Below are 25,769 nucleotides of genomic sequence, written 5' to 3' on the forward strand. Positions count from 1 at the left end.
TGTCCGCCTGTGGCCGGTGACGCGCCCGGTCAAGCGCGTCCCGGCCCGGAACTCACGCGTCCCCCATGACCAGCCCCTCGATCGTGTGCTTCTGCGTGATCGGCCGCAGCACGTCCACGACCTCGCAGTCCAGGTGGCGCCGTACCCGCTCGGGAAGGCTCTCCCAGTAGCCGCGGGTGACCGCCGCGTCGTGACGCTCGCCGTTGGTCGCCTCGGGTCCGTCGACTCCCAGCACCAGCACGGGGCGGGACGTCGCGGAGTGGTTGCGGGTGCCTCGGTGGATGGTCAGGGCCGAGCGCGCCGAGATGTCGCCGCGCCGGGGGTATTTGCGCACCGCCCGCTCCTCGTAGCGCTTGTAGTGCGAGCGGGGCGGGAACATGCCGTGCCCGAACTCCGGGCTGTCGTCCCACTGGGTGCCGGGCGCGATCTCGAAGGGGCCCATGTCCTCCTCGGTGTCGACCGCGGTGACGTTGAACGCCAGCGAGGTCAGCCGCCGCTCGGTGCGGGTCTCCTCGGGCATCGGGAAGTCGCGGTGCCACGGCTGGTTGACGGCGCCCTCGAGCGGCACGTCGAAGCCGACCTCGACGATGCGGTGGTCGGGGCCGAGGACCGCCGTGCAGAGGGAGCGCACCCATGGATGGTCGGCGAGGTCGACGAAGCCACGCAACTGCTCGGGGTGTATCTCCACGTAGTAGCGGTTGGGTCCCCGGCCGACGGCGCCCCCCGGACGGCTGCGGGCCTCCTCGAAGGCGGCCTCGATGTCCTCGCGGAGCCGGTCGGCCCACTCGGGGGTGAAGGCGCCCTTGCGGGCGGTGACGCCGTCCTCGTAGAGGGCCGCGACGTCGGCCGTGACGTCGACGTCCAGCGCGTCGGGGGTGACGGCGGGGTGGATGTGCGGGCTCATGCGTGCCTCCTTGCGACCGAGCCGGCCGGTACTTGCGCGGTACCGGCCCGGCGCCATCGTTGCATCGTTGATTTCAACGTGGCAATACCCGGGAGCCGGAAGCTGGCGGGTGCCTGGTCCGCGGGCGGGCGACGCGTGCCACGATGTGCGGGTGAGCAGCAGCCTGAAGGACGTGGCGGCGCGCGCGGGGGTGTCGGCGCGCACGGTGTCGAACGTGGTGAACGGGTCGGCGCGGGTGGCGCCGGAGACCCGTCGGCGGGTGCAGGAGGCGATCGAGGAGCTGGGTTACCGCCCCAACCTGGCGGCGCGCAGCCTCAGGGCGGGCCGTACCGGCATCGTCGGCCTGGCGATCCCGGAGCTGCACTCGCCCTACTTCGCCGAGCTGGCCGGGCTGCTGGTGGACGAGGCACGCCGCCGGTCGTGGACGGTGGTCATCGACCAGACGCGGGGCGACGCCGAGGCGGAGCGGCGGCTGCTGACCGGTGACGGCGGCCGGGTGATGGACGGTCTGATCATCAGCCCCTGGGCGCTGCCCGCCGAGGACATCACGGCGGCCGCACGCCCGTTGCCGGTCGTGCTGCTCGGGGAACGCAGCCCGCAGGGGCTGGCTGACCGGGTCGCCGTGGACAACGTGGCCGCCGCCGAGGAGGCCACCGCGCATCTGCTGTCGCTGGGCCGCCGCCGTGTCGCGGCGATCGGTCTCCAGCCCCATCTGCGCAACGGCACGGCGGAACTGCGCGCCGAGGGCTACCGTACGGCGCTCCGGCGTGCCGGGATCACGCCCCGTCCGGAGTGGGAGCGCACGGTGCCGGCGCTGCACCGCGCGGACGGCGCCCGGGCGATGGCCGAGCTTCTCGACGCCGGCGCCGGGCCCGACGCGGTGTTCGCGTTCAGCGACGAACTCGCGCTGGGCGCCCTGCACACGGCGCACGTCCGGGGGCTGCGGGTGCCGGAGGACGTCGCCGTCGTCGGGTTCGATGACATCGAGGACGGCCGGTTCGGCCGGCCGACGCTCACCACCGTGTCCCCCGACAAGGCGCAGATAGCGGCGCGGGCCCTGCAGTGCCTGGCCGACCGCATCTACAGCCCGCGCAACGACGTACCCGCCGCCGACCTGACGGTCCCGCACCGGCTGGTGGTGCGCGGAAGCACCGGAGGCTGACCGCGGGCCCGGAGCCGGCGGACCCTCCGACGGCTCCTGGCGGACATCCCTGTACCCCCTTTACGGAATACCGGGTGTGCGCCGGGCCCGGCCGGGGAACATGTTCGCCCTGTTCGGGCCGTGCGCCTTGAGGGCCGTGTGCCCTGTCGGGCCGTGCGAGAGGACTGCATGTGACAGCGTCGGCGTCAGGGTCGGGTGACCGGCAGCCCGGTGCCCAGGAGGACGCGTACGAGCCGGATCCGCGTCGCTGGCGGGCGCTGTGGGTGACCCTGGTCGCCGGTTTCATGAGCCTGCTGGACGTCACGATCGTGGCGGTCGCGCTGCCCACCGTGCAGCGCGACCTGGGGGCCTCCCCCGCCGAGGTCCAGTGGGTGGTGTCCGGCTACGCGCTCACCTTCGCCCTCGCCCTCGTCACGGCGGGCCGGCTCGGCGACGCGCTCGACCGGCGGAAGATCTTCCTGCTCGCCCTGTGCTGCTTCGTGCTGTTCAGCGCGGCCTGCGGCGCCGCTCCCAGCATCACCCTGCTGGTCGTGGCCCGTCTCGCCCAGGGCCTCGCGGCCGGTTTCATGGCGCCGCAGAACTCGGCGCTGATCCAGCAGATGTTCCGCGGCGCCGAACGCGGCCGGGCGTTCGGCTACTTCGGCGCGACCGTCGGCATCTCCTCCGCCTCCGGGCCGATCGCCGGCGGCGCGATCCTCGCCCTGGCCGACGGGATGCAGGGCTGGCGCTGGGTCTTCTACGTCAACGTGCCCATCGGCGTCCTCGCCGTGCTGCTGGGCCGCCGACTGCTGCCGCGGACCCGGAAGTCGGGGCGGGGGCATGTGGACGGCCCGGGTGTGCTGCTGCTCGGCCTGGGCGTCCTCGCGTTCATGTATCCGCTGGTGCAGGCGGAGTCGGGCGGGCTGAGCCGTCTGTGGTGGCTGTTCCTCGTCGGCGCGGCGGTGCTCGCCGTGTTCGTCCGGCGGCAGCGGCGGCTGCTGGCCCGGGGGGCGACGCCTCTGCTCGACCCCCGGCTGTTCACCACCGTGCGGGGGTACGCCATCGGCGCGGGCGTCGGCACCCTGTACTTCATCGGCTTCAGCGGCGTCTGGCTGGTCTTCGCGCTGTTCTACCAGAACGGGCTGGACTACTCGCCACTGGAGTCGGGGCTCGCCGTGACGCCGTTCGCCATCGGCTCGGCGGGGGCGGCCGTGGTGTCCGGGCGGCTGGTCGACCGGTTCGGGCGGCTGCTCACCGTGTGGGGTCTCATCGGTGTGATCGTGGGCCTCGGCACGGCGGCCCTGCTGCTGCGGTTCGCGCCGCTGGACCACGCGCCCTGGTTCGCCGCGCCCGCCCTCTTCGTCGGCGGCATCGGTGGCGGGTTCGTCGTCTCCCCCAACATCACCATGACGCTGCGGGACGTGCCGGTGCGGATGGCGGGCGCGGCGGGAGGCGCCCTTCAGACGGGGCAGCGGCTCGGCGCGGCGGTGGGGACGGCGGCCCTTCCGGGCCTCTTCTACATGGCGCTCAGCCACAGTGACGACTTCCAGGCGGCCCTGTTCCTGGCGCTGGGCGTGGCCCTGGCGACGATGTCGACGTCGCTGGCCCTGGCGGGGTACGACTGGCTGCGCGACCGGCGCAGGCGCGCGGCGCACGGGGAGTGCCCGGAGGAGGTGGCGAACAGCCCGGTGCACTCCCGGTCGCTCTGACCCCCGGCAGGTCAGCGCGCCGCCGGTGCTCACGGATGCAGGACGATCTTGCCGACGTGCTCCCTGCGGGCGAGTTCCTCCTGGGCCCGTGCCGCCTGTTCGAGCGGGTGGACGGCGGCGACGACCGGTTCGACGGCGGCCCGCCGGGCCATGTCCATGAGCAGGCCGAAGTGGGCCGGTGTGTGCATCGCGGAGCCGATCACCTGGGCGTTGTGCAGGTAGAGGCGGCGTACGTCCAGGGTCACCCGGTAGCCGCCGAGCGCCCCGGCGATCACCCAGCGTCCGCCCTCGCGAAGCAACGGCACCGCCTCGCTCACCAGGTCTCCGGCGACGACGTCGAGCGCGACGTCGACGCCCTCGGGCGCGGCGGCGCGGATCCCCGCGACGACGTCCCCCGCCCGGTCGACGACGGCGTCCGCACCCGCCTCGCGTACGGCGTCGGCCTTGGGGCCGCTGCTGACGGCGACCACGCGGGCGCCCCGGGCGCGGGCGATCTGCACCGCCGCGAGCCCTACGCCGCCGGACGCGCCGGTCACCAGAACGGTCTCGCCCTCGCGCACCCGGGCGCGTTCGATCATGCCGAGCGCCGTGCCGTAGGCGGTGGGCAGCGAGGCGAGCTGGTCGTCGGTGAGCGGGGACCCGGTGACGTCGTGCAGGCGCTCCAGCGGGGCGAGGACGAACTCGGCGTAGCCGCCGTCGCGTTCGCTGCCCATCAGGCCCACGGGATGGGCGTCGGGGCCGTCGCCGTCGTAGAGCGCCGGATCGACCACCACGCGGCGGCCGACGAGACCCGCGTCGCCGCCGGGGCCCACGGCCTCGATCCGGCCGGCCACGTCGGCGCCCTGGATGCGGGGGAAGGCTACGGGGCCGCGCCAGCCCGAGCGTGCCTCCGGGTCGCCGGGGCGGCCGTAGGCGCCCTCGCGGGTCCACAGGTCGGTGTTGTTCAGGGCCACCGCCGCGACCCGCACCAGCGCCTCGCCGGCTCCCGGGACGGGCACCGGCACCTCGGTCACCTCCAGGACCTCCGGTCCACCGTGCCGTGTGATGCGCACCGCGCGCATGTTCTCGGACAAGGCCCTCACCTCCTCACGGGTATACTGATCTGTATACCTCTCGTCCCACCGTACACCGATCAGTGAAGGTTCGTGCCCATGGACAGCGGCAGTGACGCTCCTCCCCTGACGCCGGCCGGGCGTCGCATCGTCGACGCGGCCGAGGAACTGTTCTACGAGCGCGGCATCACGGCGGTCGGCGTGGATCTGATCGCCGAACACTCCGGCGTGACCAAGCGGACGCTGTACAACCGCTTCGGGTCGAAGGACAACCTCGTGGCGGCCTACCTCGCGGAACGCGACCGGCGCTGGCGGTCGGAGGTCCGCGCGGCCGTCGCCGCGAGCGGAGGTGCCGAGGAGGCGGTGACCGCGCCGTTCGAGGCGCTGCGGAACTGGACGTCGGCGTACACCCGGGGCTGCGCGTTCCTCAACGCCCTGGCCGAGCTGCCCGATCCGCGGCACCCGGGACACCAGGTCGCCGTGGATCAGAAGCGGTGGCTGCGGAGCCTGTTCGAGGAGCTGGCGACAGCGGCCGACTGCGACGGCCCGTCCGCGCTCGCCACCCGGCTGTTCGTGCTGCACGAGGGCGCGGTGGCCACCGAGCCGCTGGCACTCGGGACGGTCGCGGCGGCCGCGGACCTGGCGCGGGAGCTGGTGCGGGCGGCCGTGCGCGGGTGACACGGGACGCTCAGGTCTCCTCGCCGACGCCGGTGACGGTGTCCTCTCGGACCACGACGACCGGGCAGGCCGCGTGCTGCACGCAGTGCTGGGCGACCGAGCCGAGGAGCAGACCGGCGAAGCCGCCGAGACCACGGCTGCCGACCACCAGCAAGGACGCGTCACGGGCCGCGCGCAGCAGCACACTGGCCGGCGTGCCGTACTGCACCTCCTCCCGGACGCCCACGGACGGGTGGGCGCCCAGCGTCTCCTCGACGCACCGGGTCAGGTCCTCCCGCGCCCGGGCCTCCAGGGCCTCCTCGTCACCGCTCGACGGCGGCAGCCAGCCGAGGGCGCCGTGGTACTGCGGGTAGTCCCAGGAGGTCAGTGCCAGCACCCTCCCTCCGGTGAACGCGGCCTGGCGGGCCGCCCAGCGCAGCGCCTCCCGCGACGACGGCGAGCCGTCCACCCCGACCACGATGCGGTCCTGATCGTCCACGCTCTCTCCTCACGCCCGACGGCCACGGGGGCGGCCGACGCGCGCGCCCGCCCGGTCCCAGCCTCCGGCGGGGAGCGCCGGATGCCGAGCCGAGCGGGTCCGGACGGGGCAGCGGGGGCCTCGCGGCGGACGGATCCGCCGCGAGGCCCCGAGGGTCAGAGCTCCTGCACGAAGTACGGCTCCAGGGTCATCCAGCCGTTGCCGCGCGCCCCGTACCGGGTGCCGTTTTCGGTGCGGGCGAGGGTGTACCAGGAGTCGACGTAGTCCGGGTCGTCCGTCCACCAGTCGTCCGGGATCGCGTCGAGCACCGCGTTCACCAGCGGGACGTACGCGCCCTGGTCGGTCACGGTGAGCAGGACGGCGGCGATGGCCTTGGCCAGGTCGCGGTAGTTGGTGGAGCCGTCCTCCTCCATCATCACGGCGTCGGCCAGATTGTACTTGTAGGACGACCAGTTGACCAGGATCTGCTGGGGCCGGTAGACGGTGCCGTCGTCGTCCAGGTACGGCATGTCGACCGGGTCGACCCGCACCTTGCCGTCGTGCCCGAAGCCGGTGACCAGGGTGTAGATCTCGGCGTCGCCCTTGATCCAGGGCTCCTGGTCGTCGGAGAGGGAGACCGCGGTGATGCGCGTGGTCCAGAAGCCCGCGGCGACCGCCGGGGCGCGTGCCTGCTGCACCTCGGGCGCAGGGTCGGCGGACCGCACGCCGCGCCGGGCGAGCTCCTCGTGCAGGACGTCCAGACCCGCGGCCAGTGCGCGGGAGCCGTCGATGTCGACGACGTACACCGGGCGCGCGGGGGCCTTGCGTGCGTCGAGCGGGTGGGTCCTGCCCTTGCTGTCGTACGCGGTGAAGGGGCCGTCGTCCGATGTCGCGGCCGCCACCCAGGGTTCCGTCCCGGCGGTGAGCGCGCCGCGCATCGACGGGTCGCCGAGCCGCAGCCGCAGCAGCGGACCGACGTCGGGGGCGAGGCCCTTGGCGGCGGCGATCCGGCGATCGGCCGTGGCGAGGGCGGTCCGGAGGGCACCGTCGGCGAGAGCCGTGACGGCGACCTCGTCGGAGGTCAGGGCCGCCTGGCGGACGCGGGCGCGCCAGGCGGGGTCGGTGAGCGCGGCGGCGATCGCCCGCGCGGCGGTGTCCTGGGCCGTGTGGACCTCGGACGCCGTCGATGCGCGGACTTCCTGAGTGGCCACCGGGACGGGTGCGGCGGCGGCCTGCGGGGCTGCGAGGGTCTGGCCTGCACACAGGACGGCCAGGGTCGTCGCCGTGGCGGCTAGGGCGCCGCGGCGGCGGAGGTGACGGGGTCTCACGTGGATCGAGCCTCCTGGGACGAGTGGTCGACAGGGCACTGCGTGTGGAGCTCGTGGGTGTGACCGTGCGGGGGATCTATGCGGGTAGATACCCGCGAGTAGCGATAATGACGGTGTCATGACAGACGCGCAAGAGGGCCCGCGCGCCGGAGTCGGGCGCGGTCCGCCGAGGTCGGCCGGTCGGGCGGTCCCGCCGCGGACGGCGGTGCGGCCCGCGAGCAGCGGCGTCCGGACCCCGGCAGGATGGTGCGCCATGTGGCACCGGGAACGCCCCGAGGGGCACGCGCGTTCCTGGCGGACTGCGCTGCCGACGCCGTCGACACGGGCCGAGTCCGTGGGCGCGGCGCGGCGCGCGGTCCGCGTCACGGTCGCCGCCGTCGTCGGGTTCTACCCGGCGGTCCACCTGCTGGACCGGCCGGTGTTCGCGCTGTACACGCTGTTCGTCCCCGTCGCCTTCGGGCTTCTCTCGCCGCTCCCCGGCGCGGGCCGCCGCCGGGCCGGGACTGTGCTCCGCGCCGTGCCGGCCGCCGCCGCGCTGATCACGCTCGGCACGTATCTGGCGGCAGCGACCTGGGCGGCGACGCTCGGCATGCTGCTCGTGGGGTTCGTACTGGTCACGGGCGCCTCGATCGGGCCCCGGGTGACAGGTGTCGTCCCCGCGCTCCAGCTCTGCTACATCCTGGCCTGCTTCCCGCCGTACGCGCCCGGGACGCTGTGGGACCGGCTGGCCGGGCTGGCCGTCGGCGCGACGCTGACGATCCTCTGCGAGCGGCTGCTGCTCCCGGAGCCCGAACAGACGTCGTACCGCGGCCGGGTCGCCGACGGGCTCGACCTCGCGGCGCGCTCGCTGCACGACCTGCTGCGGGGCGGCGCCGGCGGCCGGGAGACGGCCGGACGGCTGCGGGCGGCGGGCCGGGAGCTGCGCTTCTCCCGGACGGCCGCCGGCTGCCGGCCCACCGGGGCCGGGGCCAAGGACCGCGCGCTGGCCCAGGCCGGTTACGCGACCCGCAGGTTCCTCGACCTGCTCGCCGCCCTCGCCCCTCTGCTGCGCGCGCCGGTCGACCTGCCGTCGGCCATGCTGATGCGCGGTCTCGCCACGGCCTGCGCCGACGAGGCCGCCGCGCTGCGCGGCACCCGCCCCGCCCCCGGCCCCGAGAGGGTCGAGGAGATGATCGAGCAGTACGCGGCCGTACGGGGCGTGCCCCCGGGCCTGCGTGAGGACCCGCATGCGCTGCTGCGACGCCAGTCGACCCTGCTGGCCGCCGCGGTGTCCGCCGTGACGGCGAGCGCGGCGGCCGCCCTGGCGACGGGACCGCGCCGGTCGATGCCCGGGCTGCCGCCGGAGCAGTTCTGGTACGCGGGCGCGTCCACGCCCCGGCTGTGGTGGGGGCGGATCGCCGACCACCTCACTCCGCGCTCCGTCGTGTTCCAGAACGCGGTCCGTACGGCCTCCGGACTGGCGCTCGCGCGGCTCGTGGCGGGGTCGCTGGACCTGTCGCACGGCTTCTGGGTGCTGTTGGGCATGCTCACGCTGGGCCGCACCACGGCGGGGGCCACCTGGTCCGCGGTGCGGTCGGCGGCGGTGGGGACGCTGATCGGGTCGCTGGCGGCGGGGGCGCTGCTGACCTCGGCCGGGGACATGACCGAGATCTACGCGGCGCTGCTGGTGCCGATGGCGCTGGTGGCCTTCTGGGCCGGGCCCGTCGGCGGGCCCGCCTGGGGGCAGGGGCTGTTCACGCTGGTGGTGTCCACGGCGTTCGCGCAGCTCTCCCCGGTGACGTGGGAACTGGCGGAGGCGCGGATCGTCGACGTGCTGACGGGCAGCGCGATCGGGCTGCTGTGCGGGGTGCTGGCCTGGCCCGCCGGCGCCCGGGGCGAGATGCGGCGCAGCGCCGCCGCCCTGTTCCGCGCCACCGCGCCGCTGATCCGGGTCACCGTCGAGCGGGCGGCCACCGGGCACTCCGCGCCCGACACGCGCGCGGACGCGGCCACGGCGCTGCGGCGGACCATGCGGTACTGGCGCACCGCCCACGCCTCGTACGCGCAGCTGCGCGCCGAGCCGCCGCCCCGGCACGCGGCGGACAACGGCGCCGACTGGCTGGCCGCGCTCAACCACGGCTCCCGCGTGCTGGTCGGCACCTACTGGCTGCCCTGGTCGCAGGGGACGGCGTGGCCGTCGGACGCGGTGTCCTGGGCGCGGGAGGCGACGGACGAGGTGGTGTCGGCGACGCTGCGGGCGGCACACTTCCCGGCCGACGGCGTGACGGTACGGCTGGCGCCGCTGCCGCCGGGCGTCCTGACGCGGCTTCCGGCGCCCTCCGTGTCGCATCTGGTCGACGTGGAGGTGTGGCTGCACGCCCTCGCCTCCGACCTGACGGCGGCCGTCGGACCGGGCAGCACGGTGGAGGGCGGCTTCTGGTGACGGCGGCCCGCCCGGTCACCCGGACGGCCCCCCGCCATGACGCCTCCTGCCTGCCGACTTCGACTCTCCCGGCGCCCGACAGCGCGCGGCGGCGGGCGTGTGCGGTGAGGATCGAGGCAGGTGTGGCGTCGAGGCGTGCGGAGGGATGACCGTGGACGGGCAGGCGCAAGGGAGCGGGCGGGGACTGCACTGCCTGGTCACCGGGGCGTCGGGCTACATCGGCGGACGCCTGGTCCCCGACCTGCTGGAGGCCGGTCACCGGGTCCGCTGCCTGGCCCGCTCCCCCGACAAGCTGCGCGACCATCCCTGGGCGCCGGACGTCGAGACGGTTCGCGGCGACGTCACCGACGCCGCGTCCGTCGCCGGGGCGATGAAGGACGTCGACGTCGCGTACTACCTGGTGCACGCCCTCGGCAGCGGCGCGGACTTCGAGGACACCGACCGCCGCGCCGCCCGCACGTTCGCCGAGCAGGCGCACGCGGCCGGGGTGCGCCGGATCGTCTACCTGGGCGGTCTCACCCCGTACGGGGTGCCGGAGGAGACCCTCTCGCCGCATCTGCGGTCCCGCGCCGAGGTGGGACGGATCTTCCTGGGTTCGCCGGTGCCCGCGACCGTTCTGCGGGCCGCCGTCGTCATCGGCTCGGGATCGGCGTCGTTCGAGATGCTGCGCTATCTGACCGAGCGGCTGCCCGTGATGGTGACCCCCAGCTGGGTGCACACCCGCACCCAGCCGATCGCGGTGCGCGACGTGCTGCGCTACCTGGTCGCCTCGGCCACCATGCCGGACGACGTCGACCGCGTCTTCGACATCGGCGGCCCGGACGTGCTGACGTACCGCGACATGATGCAGCGCTACGCCGAGGTCGCGGGGCTGCGGCGGCGGGTCGTCGTGCCGGTGCCGGTGCTCACACCCGGGCTGTCGAGCCACTGGGTCGGGCTGGTCACGCCGGTGCCCGCCGGCATCGCCCGGCCGCTCACCGAGTCGCTGCGCCACGAGGTGGTGTGCCGCGAGCACGACATCGCACGGTACGTGCCCGACGCCCCCGGCCGGCCGCTGCCCTTCGACGAGGCGGTGCGGCTGGCGCTGGCGCGGGTGCGGGAGGCGCAGGTCGCCACCCGCTGGTCGTCGGCCTCCGTGCCGGGCGCGCCGAGCGACCCGCTGCCCACCGACCCCCGGTGGGCGGGCGGCAGCCTCTACCGGGACGAACGGGACCAGGTGGTGCCCGCGTCGCCGGAGGCGCTGTGGAAGGTGATCGAGGGCATCGGCGGCGAGCACGGCTGGTACTCCTTCCCGCTCGCGTGGGCGGTGCGCGGGCGGCTCGACCGGATCGTCGGCGGGGTGGGGCTGCGGCGTGGACGGCGTGACCCTCACCGGCTGCGGGCGGGCGACTCGCTGGACTTCTGGCGGGTGGAGGAGATCGAGCCGGGGCGGCTGCTGCGACTGCGCGCCGAGATGCGGCTGCCGGGCCTGGCCTGGCTGGAGCTGCGCGTGGACACGGACGAGGCGGGCCGCACCCGGTACCGGCAGCGTGCCCTGTTCCATCCGCGGGGTCTGCTCGGTCACGCGTACTGGTGGTCGGTGTCACCCTTCCACGCCCTCGTGTTCGGGGGGATGGCCCGGAACATCGCCCTGGCGGCGGCCGAGGGCGCGGACGGGCCGGGCAGTCGGCGGACCCGCCGGCGGCACGAGGGCGTCCGCCGCTGATGTCCAGGCCCGCGCCGGAAACGCCCCGCGCACACGTCGGCGCGGCGGGACGGGCCGACGCGAGGACCGGGGAAGGTCATCCGGCCCCGTCGCGGGTACCCGGTGGCGAACGCGAGCGTGCGGGCGACGGACGACGTAAGGGGCTGTGCATGCGTGAACTGCGGTCGGCGACGGACGAATCGGCGGGACGGGCCGGTGGTCCGCTCACCGCCGACGCCGCCACCAAGGCCGTGGGGCGGGCCCTGGGCGAGGTGCTGGACGAGCGGATGTCGCAGGCGTACGACCTCGACGCCGTCTTCGCCAGGGACGTGGCGGGCCGTGTCTCCGCGTTCGCCCGGCGCGGCGGGAAACGGCTGCGCACGGCGTTCGCCTGGTGCGGCTGGCGTGCCGGGGGCGGCGCGGGCGACCCCGCTCCGCTGCTGCGGACGGGCGTGGCCCTCGAACTGGTGCAGACGTGCGCGCTCGTGCACGACGACGTGATGGACGGGTCCCTTCTACGGCGCGGGGCGCCCTCGATGCACGTCGACCTGGCACGGATGCACCGGGCGGAGGGCATGACGGGCGGCGCCGAGTCGTTCGGGCACTCGGCGGCGGTGCTCGCCGGCGACCTGGCCCTGGCCTGGGCGGACGACCTGATGACGGAGGTCGTGCTCGCCTCCCCCGACGGGTCCCGGCTGTACCGGGAGTGGCGGGCGATGCGCGAGGAGATGGTGGCCGGGCAGTACCGCGACCTCCAGGCGCAGGCGGCCGGCGCGTCCGGCGTCGAGGAGGCGCTGACCATCGCGACGCTGAAGAGCGCGCTCTACACGGTGGAACGGCCGATGGCCCTGGGCGCGTCGCTGGCCGGGGCGGACGAGGCGGTGACGGCGTCGCTGCGGGCGGCCGGCCGGTGCGCGGGGCTCGCCTTCCAGCTGCGGGACGACCTGCTGGGCGCCTTCGGCGATCCGGCGCTGACCGGGAAGCCGGTGGGCGACGACCTGCGGTCCCGCAAACTCACGTATCTGCTGGCCGTGGCCCTGGAGATGGGCCGGGCGACCGGCGACGAGGAGGCCGTGGCGCTCCTCTCCCCCGCCGGGCCCGCGCTGCCGGAGCGCGCCGTGGAGGGTGTGCGGGCAGCGCTGGAGCGGACGGGCGCCCGGGACATGGTGGAGGCGAAGATCGCCGAGCTGGCGGACACGGCTCTGCGGCACTTCGGCGCGACGGACGCCGACGCCGTGGTGCGGCGGGAGTTCGCCGCGCTGGTCGCCCGCGCGGCGGGCATCACGGCACCGCAGGTGCGGGAAGCGGTGTGAGGCGGACGGCCCGCCACGCCCCGGACGGGAGCGTGGCCGGCCGCCTGACCGGGTGGGCGGCTCAGGGCTGGCGGCGGGCCTGTTCGGCGGCCTGGTCCGCGGCGCCGGTCTCGGTGGTGGCGCCGCGCGTGCTCAGCTTGCCGCCGCTGGACTCCAGGTGGGCGCGGACGAACCACTGGAACAGCTCCAGGCCGCGCAACTGCTCGATGAGGATGTCCTGGGTGACCGGGTCGGCCTCCTCGGTCTCCCGCATCGCCTCCCGGTGGTCCTCGATGACGTTCGTGTACACGAGGTCGAGCGCGCCCAGGTGTTCGATCGCCTCGGCCCGGCCGATGGAGTAGTCGTTCCAGGAGCGGGCGGCGACCAGCGCGCCGGGGGTGCCGTCCGGCTCACCGCCGAGGGTGGAGATCCGCTCGGCGATGTCGTCGGTCATGTCCCGCACCTTGTCGACCTGTGGGTCGATCATCTCGTGCACGGCGATGAAGTGCGGTCCGACGACGTTCCAGTGCACGTGTTTGAGGGTCAGATGGAGGTCGTTGAGGGCGTGGAGTCGCATCTGCAACAGCTCGATGATCCGTCCGCTGTCCTGGGTGCTCAGGCCCGGCACGGTGTACGAGGGGTCGTCAGGCTGTGACGGCACGAGAGGCTCCTTGCGATCGTCCGATGCTCGAACGTCCAGATAAGCGGTCGACCCGCCGTGTGCGGGGTTCACGCTCGTCCACCGCCGCGCGTCTCACCGGTCTGGAGCAGCGGACCGCGGTGCGCGGGGCCCGCGCGCATATTGCTTTGCCGTGCGAGGACGGCGCGTGGTTGGCTCCCGCCCATGAGCTGGCTGCCGCGTGACTTCGTCCACCCCCTGCACGTCGACGTCCCCGGCGGTGCGGGACACCGCCTGCGCCCGATCGCCGCCGCCGACGCGCCGCTGGACTACCCGGCCGTGATGGGGTCGCGCGAGCGGCTGTGGTCCGTCTTCGGCCCGGCCTGGGGCTGGCCCTCGGCCACCATGACGTACGAGGCGAACCTCGCCGATCTGGAGCGGCACGCGGCCGAGATCGAGGCGCACGAGTCGTTCAACTACACGCTCGAGAACGCGGAGCGCACCGCGCTGCGCGGCTGCGTCTACATCGACCCGCCGGAGAAGGAGGGTGCGGACGCCGAGATCTCCTGGTGGGTGGTGGACGACGAGGCGGGCGGCCCCCTGGAGCGGGCGCTGGACGCGTTCGTCCCCCGCTGGATCGCCGAGGACTGGCCCTTCGAGCGGCCCCGCTTCATCGGCCGCGACCTCACCTGGGAGGAGTGGCTGAAGCTGCCGGACCTCGCCTGAGGTCACGGCGTCGAGGTCCCGGGGGCCCTCCGGTCTCCCGGAGCCGGGCCACGTCACGGCGTGGGCCGCACCGAACAGGCACCCGTACTCCCCGCTGCATCATGGGGGTTGTCGTGGCCGGCGCACCGTCCGGCGGCGGTGACGTCACCCGGGCGCCTGGCCGGCAGCAGCCGGGCCGTCTGGGGCCGGATCTGCTTCCGGCGCTGCGGGGACCCGCGGCCGACGAGGCGGCGGGTGGCCTCGGCGGCCGGCGGACCGGCCGGGCTCAGCGGGTGCACAGCCAGAGTGCTCCGTTGATCCCGGTGGCGCAGACCAGCAGGCCGGACGCCCAGACCACGTGACGCCTCAGGAGCGCGCCACGCAGTTCGGCGTACCGCGCCTCGTACTCGCGGCGCAGTTCGTCGGCGCGGCGCACCGTGGCCCGGAGCATCTGCCGGGTGAGGTCGATGCGCCGGTCCACGTAGTGCCGTGTGAGGTCCTCGGCCTGACCGGTGGTCAGCCACGGCAGGTCGGCGCAGAGCGTCTCCGCCTCCCGGCGCGCCTCGGCGATGTGGGAGCGCGCCATCACGATGCCCTCCGCCTCGGCCATGACGGCCGAGGCGTCGTGCGCGAGGCCGCGACGGGACCGCGACCGCGGCATCAGCGGTCGCCCTTGTGGCCGCCGGGGTCGATGACGTCGCGCTGCCCGGTGTTCTCCGCCTGGTCGACTCCGGCCAGCGCCGGGTGGCGCAGGTCGAAGGCGGGCGACTCGGAGCGGATGCGGGGCAGGGTGACGAAGTTGTGCCGGGGCGGCGGGCAGGAGGTGGCCCACTCCAGCGAACGCCCGTAACCCCAGGGGTCGTCGACCTCGATCTTCTCGCCCTTCTGCGCCGTCTTCCAGACGTTGTAGAGGAAGGGCAGCGTCGACAGGCCGAGCAGGAAGGCGCCGATGGAGGAGACGGTGTTGAGGGTGGTGAACCCGTCGGCGGCGAGGTAGTCGGCGTAGCGGCGGGGCATGCCCTCGGCGCCCAGCCAGTGCTGGATCAGGAAGGTGGTGTGGAAGCCGACGAACAGCGTCCAGAAGTGCACCTTCTCCAGACGGTGGTCGAGCATGGTGCCGGTCATCTTCGGCCACCAGAAGCTGAAGCCGCCGAACATCGCGAACACGATCGTGCCGAACAGCACGTAGTGGAAGTGGGCGACGACGAAGTAGCTGTCGTGGACGTGGAAGTCCATCGGCGGGGACGCCAGCAGCACGCCGGTCAGACCGCCGAAGAGGAAGGTGACGAGGAAGCCGGCCGCCCACAGCATCGGTGGTTCGAAGGACAGACTGCCCTTCCACATGGTGCCGATCCAGTTGAAGAACTTCACGCCCGTCGGCACGGCGATGAGGAAGCTCATGAAGGAGAAGAACGGCAGCAGCACCGCGCCGGTGGCGAACATGTGGTGCGCCCACACCGTGACGGAGAGACCGGTGATGGTGATGGTCGCTCCGACGAGTCCCATGTAGCCGAAGATCGGCTTGCGGGCGAACACCGGGATGATCTCGGAGACCACGCCGAAGAACGGCAGCGCCAGGATGTAGACCTCGGGGTGGCCGAAGAACCAGAAGAGGTGCTGCCACAGCAGCGCCCCGCCGTTCGCCGGGTCGAAGATCCGTGCGCCGAAGCGGCGGTCCGCCTCCAGGGCGAGCAGCGCCGCCGCCAGGACCGGGAACGCCAGCAGCACCAGCACGGAGGTGAGCAGCACGTTCCAGGTGAAGATGGGCATCCGGAACATCGTCATGCCGGGCGCGCGCATGCAGATGATCGTGGTGATGAAGTTGACCGCGCCCAGGATCGTGCCGAAACCGGACAGCGCCAGCCCCATGATCCACAGGTCGCCGCCCTCCTGCGGGGTGCGCTCGCCACCGCTGAGCGGCGTGTACGCCGTCCATCCGAAGTCCGCCGCGCCCTGGGGCGTGAGGAAGCTGGTCATCACGATGAGCCCGCCCAGGGCGAACAGCCAGTAGGACAGCATGTTCAGGCGGGGGAACGCCACGTCCGGGGAGCCGATCTGCAACGGCATGATCGCGTTGGCGAACCCGGCGAACGTGGGCGTCGCGAACAGCAGCAGCATGATCGTGCCGTGCATCGTGAACGACTGGTTGTACTGCTCGGGCGACACGATCTGAAGCCCGGGCCGGGCCAGTTCCGCGCGGATCACCATGGCGAGCAGACCGCCCACCAGGAAGAAGACGAACGACGTGATCAGGTAGAGGTGCCCGATCTTCTTGTGGTCGGTGGTGGTCAGCCAGGAGATGACCACACGCCCTCTCGCTCGTCGTCCCTCCGCCGCCGGAACCGGGGAAAGAGGTTCAGTCGTGTGTGTCGCCATCGAGATCCTTCGGGTTCACTGCGCGGAGATCGGCGGGAGGGAACGCCGCCCGCCCTTGCGGGCGCGAACGGCACGCATGCCGGATCGACGCTATGTCAGGTGACCTGGCACCGGGTTCTGACACCCGCCGAGCGGAGGGTTAGTTCACCCGTCCGAGTGGCGTCGCATTGTGAACGGGTTGTGAACGGTTCCGGAGGAGCCCAGTCCTTCTTGCCCGGCCCCGGCAACGTCGGCCCGGCGTCCTCGTCCGGAGGCGAGCAGTGTGGAGCGGGCGGGGGTCGGGTGAGGATGCGGGGCATGACCGGACGCACGAACGCGCGGCGGAAGGGGCCCTCCCCTTCTTCCGGCGCACCCTCGCAGAACGATTCCCCGCCCCCTGATGCCGTGGCCGAGGTGGTCACCCGGTTCGAGGCGTACGCGCGGGCCCGCGCGGCCCGGGACAGCCTGCTGCCGGGGGCGCGCACCGGCCCCTGGCACGAGCAGCACGCCTTCGACGACCTCCAGGCGGCCGTGGCCCGCCTCCGTGACAGCGTGCGCCGCACGGCCGGAGGGGCGTAGCGCGCCGGAGGGTCAGGCGCGTCCCGGCCGGGGGCCGACCCGGACTGCGAGCAGGGCGACGTCGTCGTCGTTGTCGGCGGGGCGCGCCCGGTGGAGCAGTTCGTCGGTGAAGTCCCCGACCGGGCGGTGGGCGAGCGCGGCGGCATGCCTGCGCAGCCGCTCAAGCCCTTCGTCGATGGGGTGGCTGGGAGACTCGATCAGCCCGTCCGTGTAGAGGACGAGCGTGGAGCCCGCCGGCAGGACCGTCGATCCGTCGGCGCGGGGGCGGTCGGTGGCGGTGCCCAGCAGCATGCCGCCGCCGTCCGTGAGGTAGCCGGCCACGCCCTCGCGGGTGACCAGCAGCGGGGGCGGGTGGCCGGCGTTGGTCCAGCGCAGGGTCCACCGGCCCTCCTCGTCCGTGCCGAGGAAGGCGAGCACCAGGGTGGCCATGGTGACGTCGGTGATGCGCAGCACGGCGCGGTCCACCCGCTCGACGACGCCGCCGGGCGGCTCGTCCTGGGAGGACCAGGCGTAGGAGCGCAGCACGTTGCGGAGCTGGGCCATGCCCGCGGCGGCGTCCAGGTCGTGCCCGGAGACGTCGCCGATGACCAGGGCGGTGTCGCCGTCGCCGAGGGAGAAGGCGTCGTACCAGTCACCGCCGACGTGGGAGGCGTCCGGCGCGGGCAGGTAGCGGGACGTCATCTCCAGGCCGGGGACACGCGGCAGCTGGGGCAGCAGATAGCGCTGCATGGTCTCGGCGACCTTGCGCTGCCGCTGGTAGAGGCGGGCATTGTCCAGGGCCAGTCCGGCGCGTCGGGTGATGTCCTCCAGCAGGGTGAGGTCGGCGGGGCTGAACGCGTCGGCCCGCTCGGAACGGCCGAGGGTCAGGGCGCCGAGGACCTCGCGCAGCCCGCGGATGGGCGCGATGGCCGCCGAGTGCATGCCGGTGGCCTCGAACAGCTTGCGCTGCTCGACGGCGATGCCCGAGTCGGGGGCCCGCTCGTACGTCTCGGGTCCCGCGATCGTCGAGGAGACGCCCCGCAGGGCCCGGGACAACGGCATCGAGGACTCGGCGGGGACGGGTGCCATCGGCCCCTCGAGGTCGCGGCGGGAGACGGGGACGCCCTCCTCGAAGTGCACCACCTTGGTGCGCCACACCTCGTCGCGTTCGCTGATCAGATCGATCACCGCCCAGTCCGCGAGGCGCGGCAGCACCAGGGACACCAGCCGGCGCAGCGCCTCGTCGACGGAGAGGGTGGACGTCAGCTGGGTGGTCATCTCCGCCAGGAGGGCGAGCCGCTCCAGCTCGTCGAGCGTCCCCTCGCGGTCCGAGGCGGGCTCGGGCTCCTCGGCGGGGGCCTCTCGTGGGTGGAAGAGGACGAGGACGCACGTGTCGTCGGATCCGGCGTCGTAAGGGGTGATGCTCCAGGCGACGGGCAGGAGTGTGCCGTCGCCCTTCTCGAACCACTCGCCGCCGTCCTGGGCCGGGCGGCCCGCGAGGAAGGCGGGCCGCATCCGGCACCGCGAGGTCGGCAGGGTCTCGCCGTGGGCGGTGCGGTGCAGCAGGTCGTGCGCGTCGGCGCCGACGAGCCCGGCGGCAGGGCGTCCCAGCAGTCGCTCGGCGACAGCGTTGACCGCGACGATCGCCCCGCGTTCGTTCACGACATAGGCGCCGGTGCCGAGCGCGGTGAGCGTGTCGCCGATCGCCCCGGCGGTCCCACCGCCGGATTCCGGTCCCGTCGTCGCCATGTCTTCTCACCCCTTCGGATCATCGCACGTCCCGCACGTGCGGGGCGTGCCGCCCCTTGTGCGAGGGGCTCCGCATGGAGCGGACCGGGGCGGGTAGGCGAAGCGACGGCCCGGGGCGTGCACGAGTCACCTGCCCGGACTTCGTAGGATGAACCGGCCGGCCGGGCACCGTGGGGACGGGCGGAGGTCGGGTTCAGCCGCATGCGCCGAGACACCCCCGCCGAGGAGACTTCGTGTCCGTACCGGACGAGACGTTCACCGTCACCCCCCGCCCGCACGCCGAGGGGCCCTACGTCCTGGAGGTGGCCGGCGAGCTCGACCATCACACGGCGCCGCTGCTGACGGAAGCCGTCAACGTGGCGCCGTTCGGTCCGTACGGTGTGGTGCTCGACCTGTCCGGGCTGACCTTCTGCGACTCGTCGGGGATCACGGTGTTCGTGACGGCGCACCGCCGGTCGCGGGAGAAGGGCTCGCAGCTCAGTCTGGCGGGGGTGGCACCGGCCCAGATGCGGGTGCTGCGCATGGTGGGACTCGACGAGGTGTTCACCTTCCACGCCGGCGTCGAGGACGCGCTCCGCGCGACCCGGCCGCTGCACTGACCGCAGGACGCCTCCTCACCCGCACAGACGTACGGTCTTGCCTCTGCCCCGGCCCGCGGGCAGGCTCCTCTCGGCGGACCTCGCCCTCATGGAAGGAGCGCGGACGATGACAACGCGCGTACGGCAGGAGGACGCACGATGAGCGCGCGGGCAGGCAGGGTGGTCTGCGACCTCACCGTCTCCCTCGACGGTTACGCCGCCGGGCCCGGGCAGAGCGAGGAGCGGCCGTTCGGCGACGACGGCGGCGACGGCTGGGGCGCGACGCTGCACGGCTGGATGTTCGAGGACGCCGAGGAGAACCGGGCGGAGATCGACCTGCTCGGCTCCGCGCGGGCCTTCGTCATGGGGCGCAACATGTTCGGCCCCGTGCGCGGCCCGTGGGACCGCCCGTGGAACGGCTGGTGGGGCGACGAACCGCCTTTCCACGCCCCGGTGTTCGTGCTGACGCACCACCCGCGGGAGCCGCAGCCGATGGCCGGCGGGACCACGTTCCACTTCGTCACCGACGGGATCGGGGCGGCGCTGGAGCGGGCGCGCGCGGCGGCCGGTGGCGGCGACGTCGCGGTCGCGGGCGGAGCGACCACGGTGAACCAGTACCTCGCCGCCGGGCTGGTCGACGAGCTGCGGCTGCACGTCGTGCCGCTGACGCTGGGGGCGGGACCCCGTCTGTTCGACGGGGTCCCGCGCCTCCGGCTGGCGCAGGTGGCCTCACGGCCGGCCCGGAGGGTCACCCACCTGACCTACGAGGTGCTCACCTGAGGGGATCCCTCTCAGGGAAGCGTCCACTTCTGGTTGGGGCCGGTGTGGCAGGTCCACAGGTGGACCGGGGTGCGGTCGTCCCAGGTGCCGCCCGAGGCGTCCAGGCACTTGCCCGACTGCGGGTTCCGCACGGTCCCGTCCGGCTGCGCCGTCCAGGCCTGCGCACCGGTCCCGTTGCAGGTCCACAACTGGATCCGCGTGCCGTCCAGGCTCCCGCCCCCGGACACGTCGAGGCACTTGCCGAGCGCCCGCAGCGTCCCGTCGGCCGGGACGGTCCACCGCTGGGCGGCGGAGAAGTTGCAGGCGTGGATCTGCACCCGCGTCCCGTCCGCCGTCCCCGCGTCGTCCACGTCCAGGCACTTGCCGCCCACGCCCCGGATCTCCCCCGTGCGCGGTACGGGCGTGGCGCCGTTCTGCTGGAGGCGGACGTTGCGGAAGGACACCTCGTCGCCGTCGCCGTGGTTCTGCAGGCCGATGTGGCCGTCGCTCAGGCTGCGGGCGGGGTCGGTGTCGGTGAAGTCGTTGATCTTCCTGCCGTTGAGGAAGATCTCCAGCCGCTCGCCGGTGACGCGGAGTTCGTACGTGTTCCACTCCCCCGGCGGGTTGAGGGCCGCGTCCCGGGCGGCGATGTCCGCCGACTGGAAGCCGTAGACGGCGCCGGTGGTGCGGTCGGCCGTGTCGGTGGCGTCGATCTGGATCTCGTAGCCGTGGTCGACGGCGGACCACGGGTCGTCGGAGGCGGGGAAGCCCAGGAAGACGCCGGAGTTGTCGTCGCCGTGCAGCTTCCAGTCGAGCTTCAGGGAGTAGTCGCCGGTGATCTCCCGGTCGTATCGGAACAGGCCCATGCCTCCCTGTGAGGTGAGGGTGCCGTCGTTCACGGTGAAGCCGCCGGGCCCCGCCTGTTTCCAGCCGGTGGTGCCGGTGCCGTCGAAGAGCGGGGTGTAGCCGGTCTCGGGGCGGCAGTCGGCCTGGCTCAGGCCGGCGGCCCAGCGGATGCCGCCGAGGAGGTGCCGGCGGAAGTCCGGCTCGGCGAAGGACTCGGCGGTGTGGCCGCCCCCGGTGTAGAAGGCCCGGCCGCCCGCGTAGTCCTTGCACCAGGCGATGGGGTGGTCGCCGGACATGGTGCCGCCGGAGTAGCTGGACTCGTCCAGTGAGGCGAGGACATGGGCGGTGGTACGGGGGTCGGTGCGGTAGTTGTACCACTCGTCGGTGCGCTGCCAAACGCTGCCGAGGTGGGCGGTGGCGCCGTGCGCCCGGTCCTCCACCCGCACGGTGGCGGGCTGGATCGCCGGGTGGGACTGGAACAGCGCGCCGGCCAGTCCCGCGTAGAAGGGCCAGTCGTACTCGGTGTCGGCGGCGGCGTGGATGCCGACGTAGCCGCCGCCCGCGCGCATGTACTGCTCGAGGGCTGTCTCCTGGGCGGGACCCAGGACGTCGCCGGTGGTGGAGAGGAAGACGACGGCCCGGTACTGGGCGAGGTTGTCGGTGGTGAACGCGGCCGGGTCCTCGGTGGCGGTCACGGTGAAGTCGTGGGCCGCGCCGAGTTCACGCAGGGCGGTGACGCCCTCGTCGATGGAGTCGTGGCGGAAGCCCGCCGTACGGGAGAAGACGAGGATGCGGTACGCGGGGTCGGCCGCCGGTGCCGCCGTGTGGGGCGCGGCGGCGGGCGCGGTGCCGGGGGTCGCGGCGGCCTGAGGGGACAGGCAGAGCGCGGCGCCGGCGATCAGAGCGAGTGCTGCTTTCCAGGGGGTGCGCATGGTGGGTCGCCTCCTTCCTACGGCAGGGTCCACTTCTGGTTGGGGCCGGTGTGGCAGGTCCACAGGTGGACCGGGGTGCGGTCGTCCCAGGTGCCGCCCGAGGCGTCCAGGCACTTGCCCGACTGCGGGTTCCGCACGGTCCCGTCCGGCTGCGCCGTCCAGGCCTGCGCACCGGTCCCGTTGCAGGTCCACAACTGGATCCGCGTGCCGTCCAGGCTCCCGCCCCCGGACACGTCGAGGCACTTGCCGAGCGCCCGCAGCGTCCCGTCGGCCGGGACGGTCCACCGCTGGGCGGCGGAGGAGTTGCAGGCGTGGATCTGCACCCGCGTCCCGTCCGCCGTCCCCGCATCGTCCACGTCCAGGCACTTGCCGCCCACGCCCCGGATCTCCCCGGTGCGGGCGGGTGCCGCCGTGGTGTCGAAGGAGAACTCGTCCACGTCGAACAGCGGCCCGGCGCCGCCCCTGAAGACGAGGTGCAGGGTGGTCGAGGCGGCAGGCCGGTTGCTCAGGGGCGCCGTGACGTCCCGGAAGATGTCCCAGCCCCCTGTGACCGGGACGGTGGCCGTGCCGAGGAGGGTGCCGGCCGGGGAGCCCGCGCGGACCTCGATCGTGCCGCCGCTGCCCGCCGAGGAGACGCGGGCGGTGAAGAGGGAGGCGTTCTCGAGGTTGTACGGGGCGAAGGAGATCCGGTCGCCGTCGTGGATCTCGCCGACGGTCCTGCCGCCGTGCGCGGACGCCTTGTCGATGATCTGTACGCCCACGGAGTCGCCGTGGTGCTCGGCCTGCCGGTGGCTGGGCTGGGTGATGTGCTGGTCGTGGGTGGTGAGGGCCGGCTGGCCGCCCGCGCCCCGGTCGGTGTACTCGGCGTCGATGACGCCGAAGATGTTGGCGTTGGGGTCGTGCTCGCCGTCGGCCAGGGTGTGCAGGGTGCCGGTGCAGCCGGTGGCGGAGGTCTGCGGATGGCCGTGGCTGTCGTGACCGATGACGAAGGTGACCTTCACCCTCGAGCAGTCGACGGTGCCGTCCTCCGGGTCGGTCACGGTCACCGTGTAGGGGATGGCCGCCCCGAAGTCGTAGATGCGGCCGTCGGCGGGGGTGTCGATGCGCACGGTCGGGGCCGTGTTGCCGACGGTGACCTGCACGGACGCGGTGGCCGACTTCCCGGAGGGGTCGGTGACCTTCAGGGTCGCCGTGTACTGGCCGTTGGCCGTGTAGGTGTGCGACGGGTCGGCGGCGGTGGAGGTGGCGCCGTCGCCGAAGGTCCAGGCGTAGCCGAGCGTGTCGCCGTCGGGGTCGGAGGTGCCGGACGAGGAGAAGGCGACCGTGAGGGGTGCGATGCCGGAGGTCCTGTTCGCGGCGGCCTGGGCGACGGGGGCGCGTCCGCCTGTGACGTGCTCGATGCGGTACAGGGCGGAGTTGTGGTCGCCGTTGAAGTAGCCGGTGCCGTAGTCGAGGACGTAGAGGGCGCCGTCCGGGCCGAAGGCCATGTCCATCACCTGGGTGCCGTTCCAGGGGAACGCGTTGATGGTCCGGACGGTCCCGTCGCCGCCGGTCTCGATGCGTTTGATCCAGCGGCGGCCGAACTCCCCGGCGAAGAAGTCGCCGTCGTACTCCTCGGGGAACTTCACTTCGGAGGCGGACTCCGCGTCGTAGCGGTAGACGGGGCCGCCCATGGGGGATTCGGAGCCGGTGCCGAACTCCGGTACCGAGCCGCCGTCGTAGGGGAGCCAGGCGGGCTGGGCCGGGGGCAGGTCCGTCAGTCCGGTGTTGTGCGGCGAGGTGTTCTTCGGCGCGGAGCAGTCGAAGCGTGCGCCGGAGGATCCGGAGGCGAAGTCGTGGTCGACGTAGGCGTCGTTGCGGCCGGTGCAGTAGGGCCAGCCGTAGTTGCCTGCCCGGGTGATGCGGTTGAACTCGACCTGACCGGCGGGCCCCCGGGAGGAACTGGCCGTCCCCGCGTCCGGGCCGTAGTCGCCGACGTGAACCGTGCCGGTGGCCTGGTCGACGCTCATGCGGAACGGGTTGCGGAAGCCCATCGCGTAGATCTCGGGGCGGGTCCTGTCGGTGCCCGGCGGGAAGAGGTTGCCGGGCGGGATGCTGTAGCTGCCGTCGGCCTGGACCTTGATACGGAGGATCTTGCCGCGCAGGTCGTTGGTGTTGCCGGCCGAACGCTGGGCGTCGTAGGCGGGGTTGCGGGAGGCACGCTCGTCGATGGGGGTGTAGCCGTCGGAGGCGAAGGGGTTGGTGTCGTCGCCGGTCGACAGGTACAGGTTGCCGTCCGCGTCGAAGTCGATGTCGCCGCCCACGTGGCAGCACAGGCCCCGGGAGGCGGGCACGTCGAGGATCTTCTTCTCGCTCGCCGCGTCCAGGGTGCCGTCGGCCCGCAGGACGAAGCGGGAGAGCCGGTTGACGCCGTCGAAGGGGGTGAAGTCGCCGGCGCTGCCGTCGGACGGGGCGTCCCCCGAGGGAGTGTTCAGCTTGGGCGCGTAGTAGAGGTAGACGAAGCGGTTGGCGGCGAAGCCGGGATCGGCGGCGACGCCTTGCAGGCCCTCCTCGTCGTGGCTGTAGACGTCGAGCCGGCCCGCGACGGTGGTGGTGCCGGCCGCGTCCGTGCGGCGGAGGGTGCCGTCGCGGGAGGTGTGCAGCACCGAACGGTCGGGCAGCACGGCCAGGGTCATGGGCTCGCCCGTCTCGGCCACGCCTTTGGCGAGGGTCACCTGCTGGAAGTCCTCGGCGGCGGCGTTCGCCCGGTCGACGGGATCGGGAGCCGGGGCGGCGGTCGCCGCGGGGCCCATGGGGAGGGCCAGGGCGGCGGCGCAGGTCAGCGCGGTCAGAAGGGTGCGGACACGTCTGTGTCCGGGCGGTCTCGTGCGCACAGAGCTCTCCAGGGCGGTGGGGGGTGGCGGCAGGCCCCGGGCAGAGGGCTGCCGTGAAGGAGCACAGGCGCGCGCCGTCGCGCCGTGGAGCGTCGGCCGGTCGACCCGTGGGCCTCAAGACCGGTCCGTTTCAAGGAAGTTAGCGGGAGGGGCGCGAACGCGTAACCCCTTTCGCACGGCATCCCGCGCCTTCTTCCATCGCTGGGACAAAGTGCCTCTGCCGGGGCGGCGGGGGCCGCGTTGCGGCCGTTCGGGGGCTGCCGGACACTGGCCGGGGACGGCGGCCGTCCCGGAGAGGGCTGGAACGTATGGGTGACTACGCGGACCTTCCCGGGGTCAGGACCTGGTACGAGACCGAGGGCTCAGGCGACCCGCTGGTGCTGCTGCACGGCGGGTTCTGCACCAATGACACCTGGGGCGCCCAGCGGCCCGAGCTCGCCGCCTCCTACCGTCTCCACCTCCCCGAGCGGCGGGCGCACGGCCACACCCCGGACGTCGAGGGCCCGCTGGCGTACACCGACATGGCCGGTGACACGGTGGCGTTCCTGGAATCCGTGGTGGGCGGGCCGGCCCATCTGGTCGGGTGGAGCGACGGCGGCATCGTGGCGCTGCTGACCGCCCTGGCCCGGCCCGACCTGGTCCGCCGGATGGTGCTGATCGGGGCGACCTTCCGGCCCGCGTCGGAGGCGTTCGTCGCACCGGAGATGCTCGACGCGCTGACCCCGGACAGCGCCGAGATGGCGTTCTTCCGCGAACTGTACGTGGCCGCGAGCCCGGACGGGCCGGACCACTGGCCGTCGGTGGCGACCCGGATGATCGACATGTGGCGCACCCAGCCGACGCTCGACGCCGGGGACCTGGCCGCGGTGCGGGCACCCACCCTCGTCATGGCGGGCGACGACGACCTGATGACCCTGGAGCACACCGCGGCCCTCTACCGCGCGCTCCACGACGCCCGGCTCGCCGTCGTTCCGGGGGCGTCCCATCTGCTGCCCCTGGAGAAGCCTGCCGAGGTCGACCGGATGATCCTCGGCCACCTCGCGGGCGACGAGGCCGGGACGATGATGCCGGTGCTGCGCGCCCCGGCCCCGGCACCCGGCGGGGACGTCACCGCCTGACCTGTGCCGT

At 73.6% G+C, this 25,769-nt stretch carries 21 protein-coding genes; 11 read left to right on the top strand and 10 right to left on the bottom strand.

From position 1 onward, the window contains the following. Nucleotides 1–52: 52 nt before the first annotated feature. On the bottom strand, nt 53–904 hold the full coding sequence (locus tag ACF1AG_RS14900) for a phytanoyl-CoA dioxygenase family protein (protein WP_359606001.1): 852 nt from the start codon (nt 902–904) through the stop codon (nt 53–55). Nucleotides 905–1,055: 151 nt separating this feature from the next. On the opposite strand from ACF1AG_RS14900, the gene ACF1AG_RS14905 reads away from it, so the two are divergent. Together ACF1AG_RS14905 and ACF1AG_RS14910 are read left to right on the top strand one after the other, a co-directional pair. Further along, a complete protein-coding gene (locus ACF1AG_RS14905) occupies nt 1,056–2,066 on the top strand; it encodes a LacI family DNA-binding transcriptional regulator (RefSeq protein WP_387796261.1) in 1,011 nt (336 codons plus the stop codon). A 170-nt stretch (nt 2,067–2,236) separates the two neighbouring features. Beyond that, the gene (locus ACF1AG_RS14910) at nt 2,237–3,754 is read left to right on the top strand and encodes an MFS transporter (RefSeq protein WP_387796264.1); all 1,518 of its coding nucleotides are present in this window, start codon (nt 2,237–2,239) and stop codon (nt 3,752–3,754) included. Between the two features lie 29 nt (nt 3,755–3,783). Here ACF1AG_RS14910 and ACF1AG_RS14915 read toward each other — a convergent pair whose 3' ends face one another. After that, nucleotides 3,784–4,815 carry a zinc-binding dehydrogenase gene (locus tag ACF1AG_RS14915; protein WP_359746986.1) on the bottom strand — a complete coding sequence of 344 codons (1,032 nt, stop codon included), beginning with the start codon at nt 4,813–4,815 and terminating at the stop codon, nt 3,784–3,786. 90 nt (nt 4,816–4,905) lie between these two features. On the opposite strand from ACF1AG_RS14915, the gene ACF1AG_RS14920 reads away from it, so the two are divergent. Then, nucleotides 4,906–5,484, top strand: coding sequence for a TetR family transcriptional regulator (locus ACF1AG_RS14920; RefSeq protein ID WP_359607989.1), 579 nt, complete (start codon nt 4,906–4,908; stop codon nt 5,482–5,484). A gap of 10 nt (nt 5,485–5,494) precedes the next feature. On the opposite strand, the gene ACF1AG_RS14925 is transcribed toward ACF1AG_RS14920, so the two are convergent. Continuing rightward, nucleotides 5,495–5,962, bottom strand: a complete 468-nt coding sequence (locus ACF1AG_RS14925; protein ID WP_359607991.1) for a universal stress protein — start codon at nt 5,960–5,962, stop codon at nt 5,495–5,497. Nucleotides 5,963–6,117: 155 nt separating this feature from the next. Next, nucleotides 6,118–7,269 (bottom strand): DUF3103 family protein, encoded by a 1,152-nt coding sequence (locus ACF1AG_RS14930; RefSeq protein WP_387796267.1) that lies wholly within the window; start codon nt 7,267–7,269, stop codon nt 6,118–6,120. 253 nt (nt 7,270–7,522) lie between these two features. Between ACF1AG_RS14930 and ACF1AG_RS14935 the strand changes: the two genes are divergently transcribed. The 3 genes from ACF1AG_RS14935 to ACF1AG_RS14945 all read left to right on the top strand — a co-directional run bounded on the left by ACF1AG_RS14935 (nt 7,523) and on the right by ACF1AG_RS14945 (nt 12,688). Then, nucleotides 7,523–9,691, top strand: coding sequence for an FUSC family protein (locus ACF1AG_RS14935; protein ID WP_359606355.1), 2,169 nt, complete (start codon nt 7,523–7,525; stop codon nt 9,689–9,691). A gap of 145 nt (nt 9,692–9,836) precedes the next feature. Next, nucleotides 9,837–11,396 (top strand): SDR family oxidoreductase, encoded by a 1,560-nt coding sequence (locus ACF1AG_RS14940; protein WP_359606353.1) that lies wholly within the window; start codon nt 9,837–9,839, stop codon nt 11,394–11,396. Between the two features lie 149 nt (nt 11,397–11,545). Further along, the gene (locus ACF1AG_RS14945; protein ID WP_391809834.1) at nt 11,546–12,688 is read left to right on the top strand and encodes a polyprenyl synthetase family protein; all 1,143 of its coding nucleotides are present in this window, start codon (nt 11,546–11,548) and stop codon (nt 12,686–12,688) included. Nucleotides 12,689–12,749: 61 nt separating this feature from the next. Here the strand turns inward: ACF1AG_RS14945 and ACF1AG_RS14950 are convergent, their stop codons facing one another. Continuing rightward, nucleotides 12,750–13,328, bottom strand: coding sequence for a DNA starvation/stationary phase protection protein (locus tag ACF1AG_RS14950; protein WP_359606351.1), 579 nt, complete (start codon nt 13,326–13,328; stop codon nt 12,750–12,752). Between the two features lie 183 nt (nt 13,329–13,511). Between ACF1AG_RS14950 and ACF1AG_RS14955 the strand changes: the two genes are divergently transcribed. Then, nucleotides 13,512–14,012, top strand: coding sequence for an N-acetyltransferase (locus ACF1AG_RS14955; protein ID WP_359606349.1), 501 nt, complete (start codon nt 13,512–13,514; stop codon nt 14,010–14,012). Between the two features lie 265 nt (nt 14,013–14,277). Here ACF1AG_RS14955 and ACF1AG_RS14960 read toward each other — a convergent pair whose 3' ends face one another. Further along, the gene (locus tag ACF1AG_RS14960; RefSeq protein WP_359606347.1) at nt 14,278–14,652 is read right to left on the bottom strand and encodes a hypothetical protein; all 375 of its coding nucleotides are present in this window, start codon (nt 14,650–14,652) and stop codon (nt 14,278–14,280) included. Beyond that, on the bottom strand, nt 14,652–16,367 hold the full coding sequence (gene ctaD, locus ACF1AG_RS14965; RefSeq protein WP_359606345.1) for a cytochrome c oxidase subunit I: 1,716 nt from the start codon (nt 16,365–16,367) through the stop codon (nt 14,652–14,654). The genes ACF1AG_RS14960 and ctaD overlap by 1 nt, the downstream gene beginning before the upstream one ends. Before the next feature lie 297 nt (nt 16,368–16,664). Here ctaD and ACF1AG_RS14970 point away from each other — a divergent pair, with 297 nt between their 5' ends. Further along, nucleotides 16,665–16,925 (top strand): hypothetical protein, encoded by a 261-nt coding sequence (locus tag ACF1AG_RS14970; protein ID WP_387796283.1) that lies wholly within the window; start codon nt 16,665–16,667, stop codon nt 16,923–16,925. A 12-nt stretch (nt 16,926–16,937) separates the two neighbouring features. Here the strand turns inward: ACF1AG_RS14970 and ACF1AG_RS14975 are convergent, their stop codons facing one another. Further along, nucleotides 16,938–18,653, bottom strand: a complete 1,716-nt coding sequence (locus ACF1AG_RS14975; protein ID WP_387796286.1) for a SpoIIE family protein phosphatase — start codon at nt 18,651–18,653, stop codon at nt 16,938–16,940. 233 nt (nt 18,654–18,886) lie between these two features. Between ACF1AG_RS14975 and ACF1AG_RS14980 the strand changes: the two genes are divergently transcribed. Continuing rightward, nucleotides 18,887–19,252 carry an STAS domain-containing protein gene (locus tag ACF1AG_RS14980; protein ID WP_359606339.1) on the top strand — a complete coding sequence of 122 codons (366 nt, stop codon included), beginning with the start codon at nt 18,887–18,889 and terminating at the stop codon, nt 19,250–19,252. A gap of 138 nt (nt 19,253–19,390) precedes the next feature. After that, nucleotides 19,391–20,011: a dihydrofolate reductase family protein gene (locus ACF1AG_RS14985; RefSeq protein ID WP_387796289.1), complete on the top strand. Its 621-nt coding sequence runs from the start codon at nt 19,391–19,393 to the stop codon at nt 20,009–20,011. A gap of 11 nt (nt 20,012–20,022) precedes the next feature. Here ACF1AG_RS14985 and ACF1AG_RS14990 read toward each other — a convergent pair whose 3' ends face one another. Continuing rightward, on the bottom strand, nt 20,023–21,768 hold the full coding sequence (locus ACF1AG_RS14990; RefSeq protein ID WP_391809835.1) for a ThuA domain-containing protein: 1,746 nt from the start codon (nt 21,766–21,768) through the stop codon (nt 20,023–20,025). 17 nt (nt 21,769–21,785) lie between these two features. Beyond that, on the bottom strand, nt 21,786–24,560 hold the full coding sequence (locus ACF1AG_RS14995; protein WP_387796532.1) for a PQQ-dependent sugar dehydrogenase: 2,775 nt from the start codon (nt 24,558–24,560) through the stop codon (nt 21,786–21,788). Between the two features lie 389 nt (nt 24,561–24,949). On the opposite strand from ACF1AG_RS14995, the gene ACF1AG_RS15000 reads away from it, so the two are divergent. After that, nucleotides 24,950–25,759 (top strand): alpha/beta fold hydrolase, encoded by an 810-nt coding sequence (locus ACF1AG_RS15000; protein ID WP_387796293.1) that lies wholly within the window; start codon nt 24,950–24,952, stop codon nt 25,757–25,759. Nucleotides 25,760–25,769 lie beyond the last annotated feature (10 nt).

The sequence above is a fragment of the Streptomyces sp. NPDC014764 genome, assembly GCF_043082785.1.
GTDB classification, from domain to species: domain Bacteria; phylum Actinomycetota; class Actinomycetes; order Streptomycetales; family Streptomycetaceae; genus Streptomyces; species Streptomyces althioticus.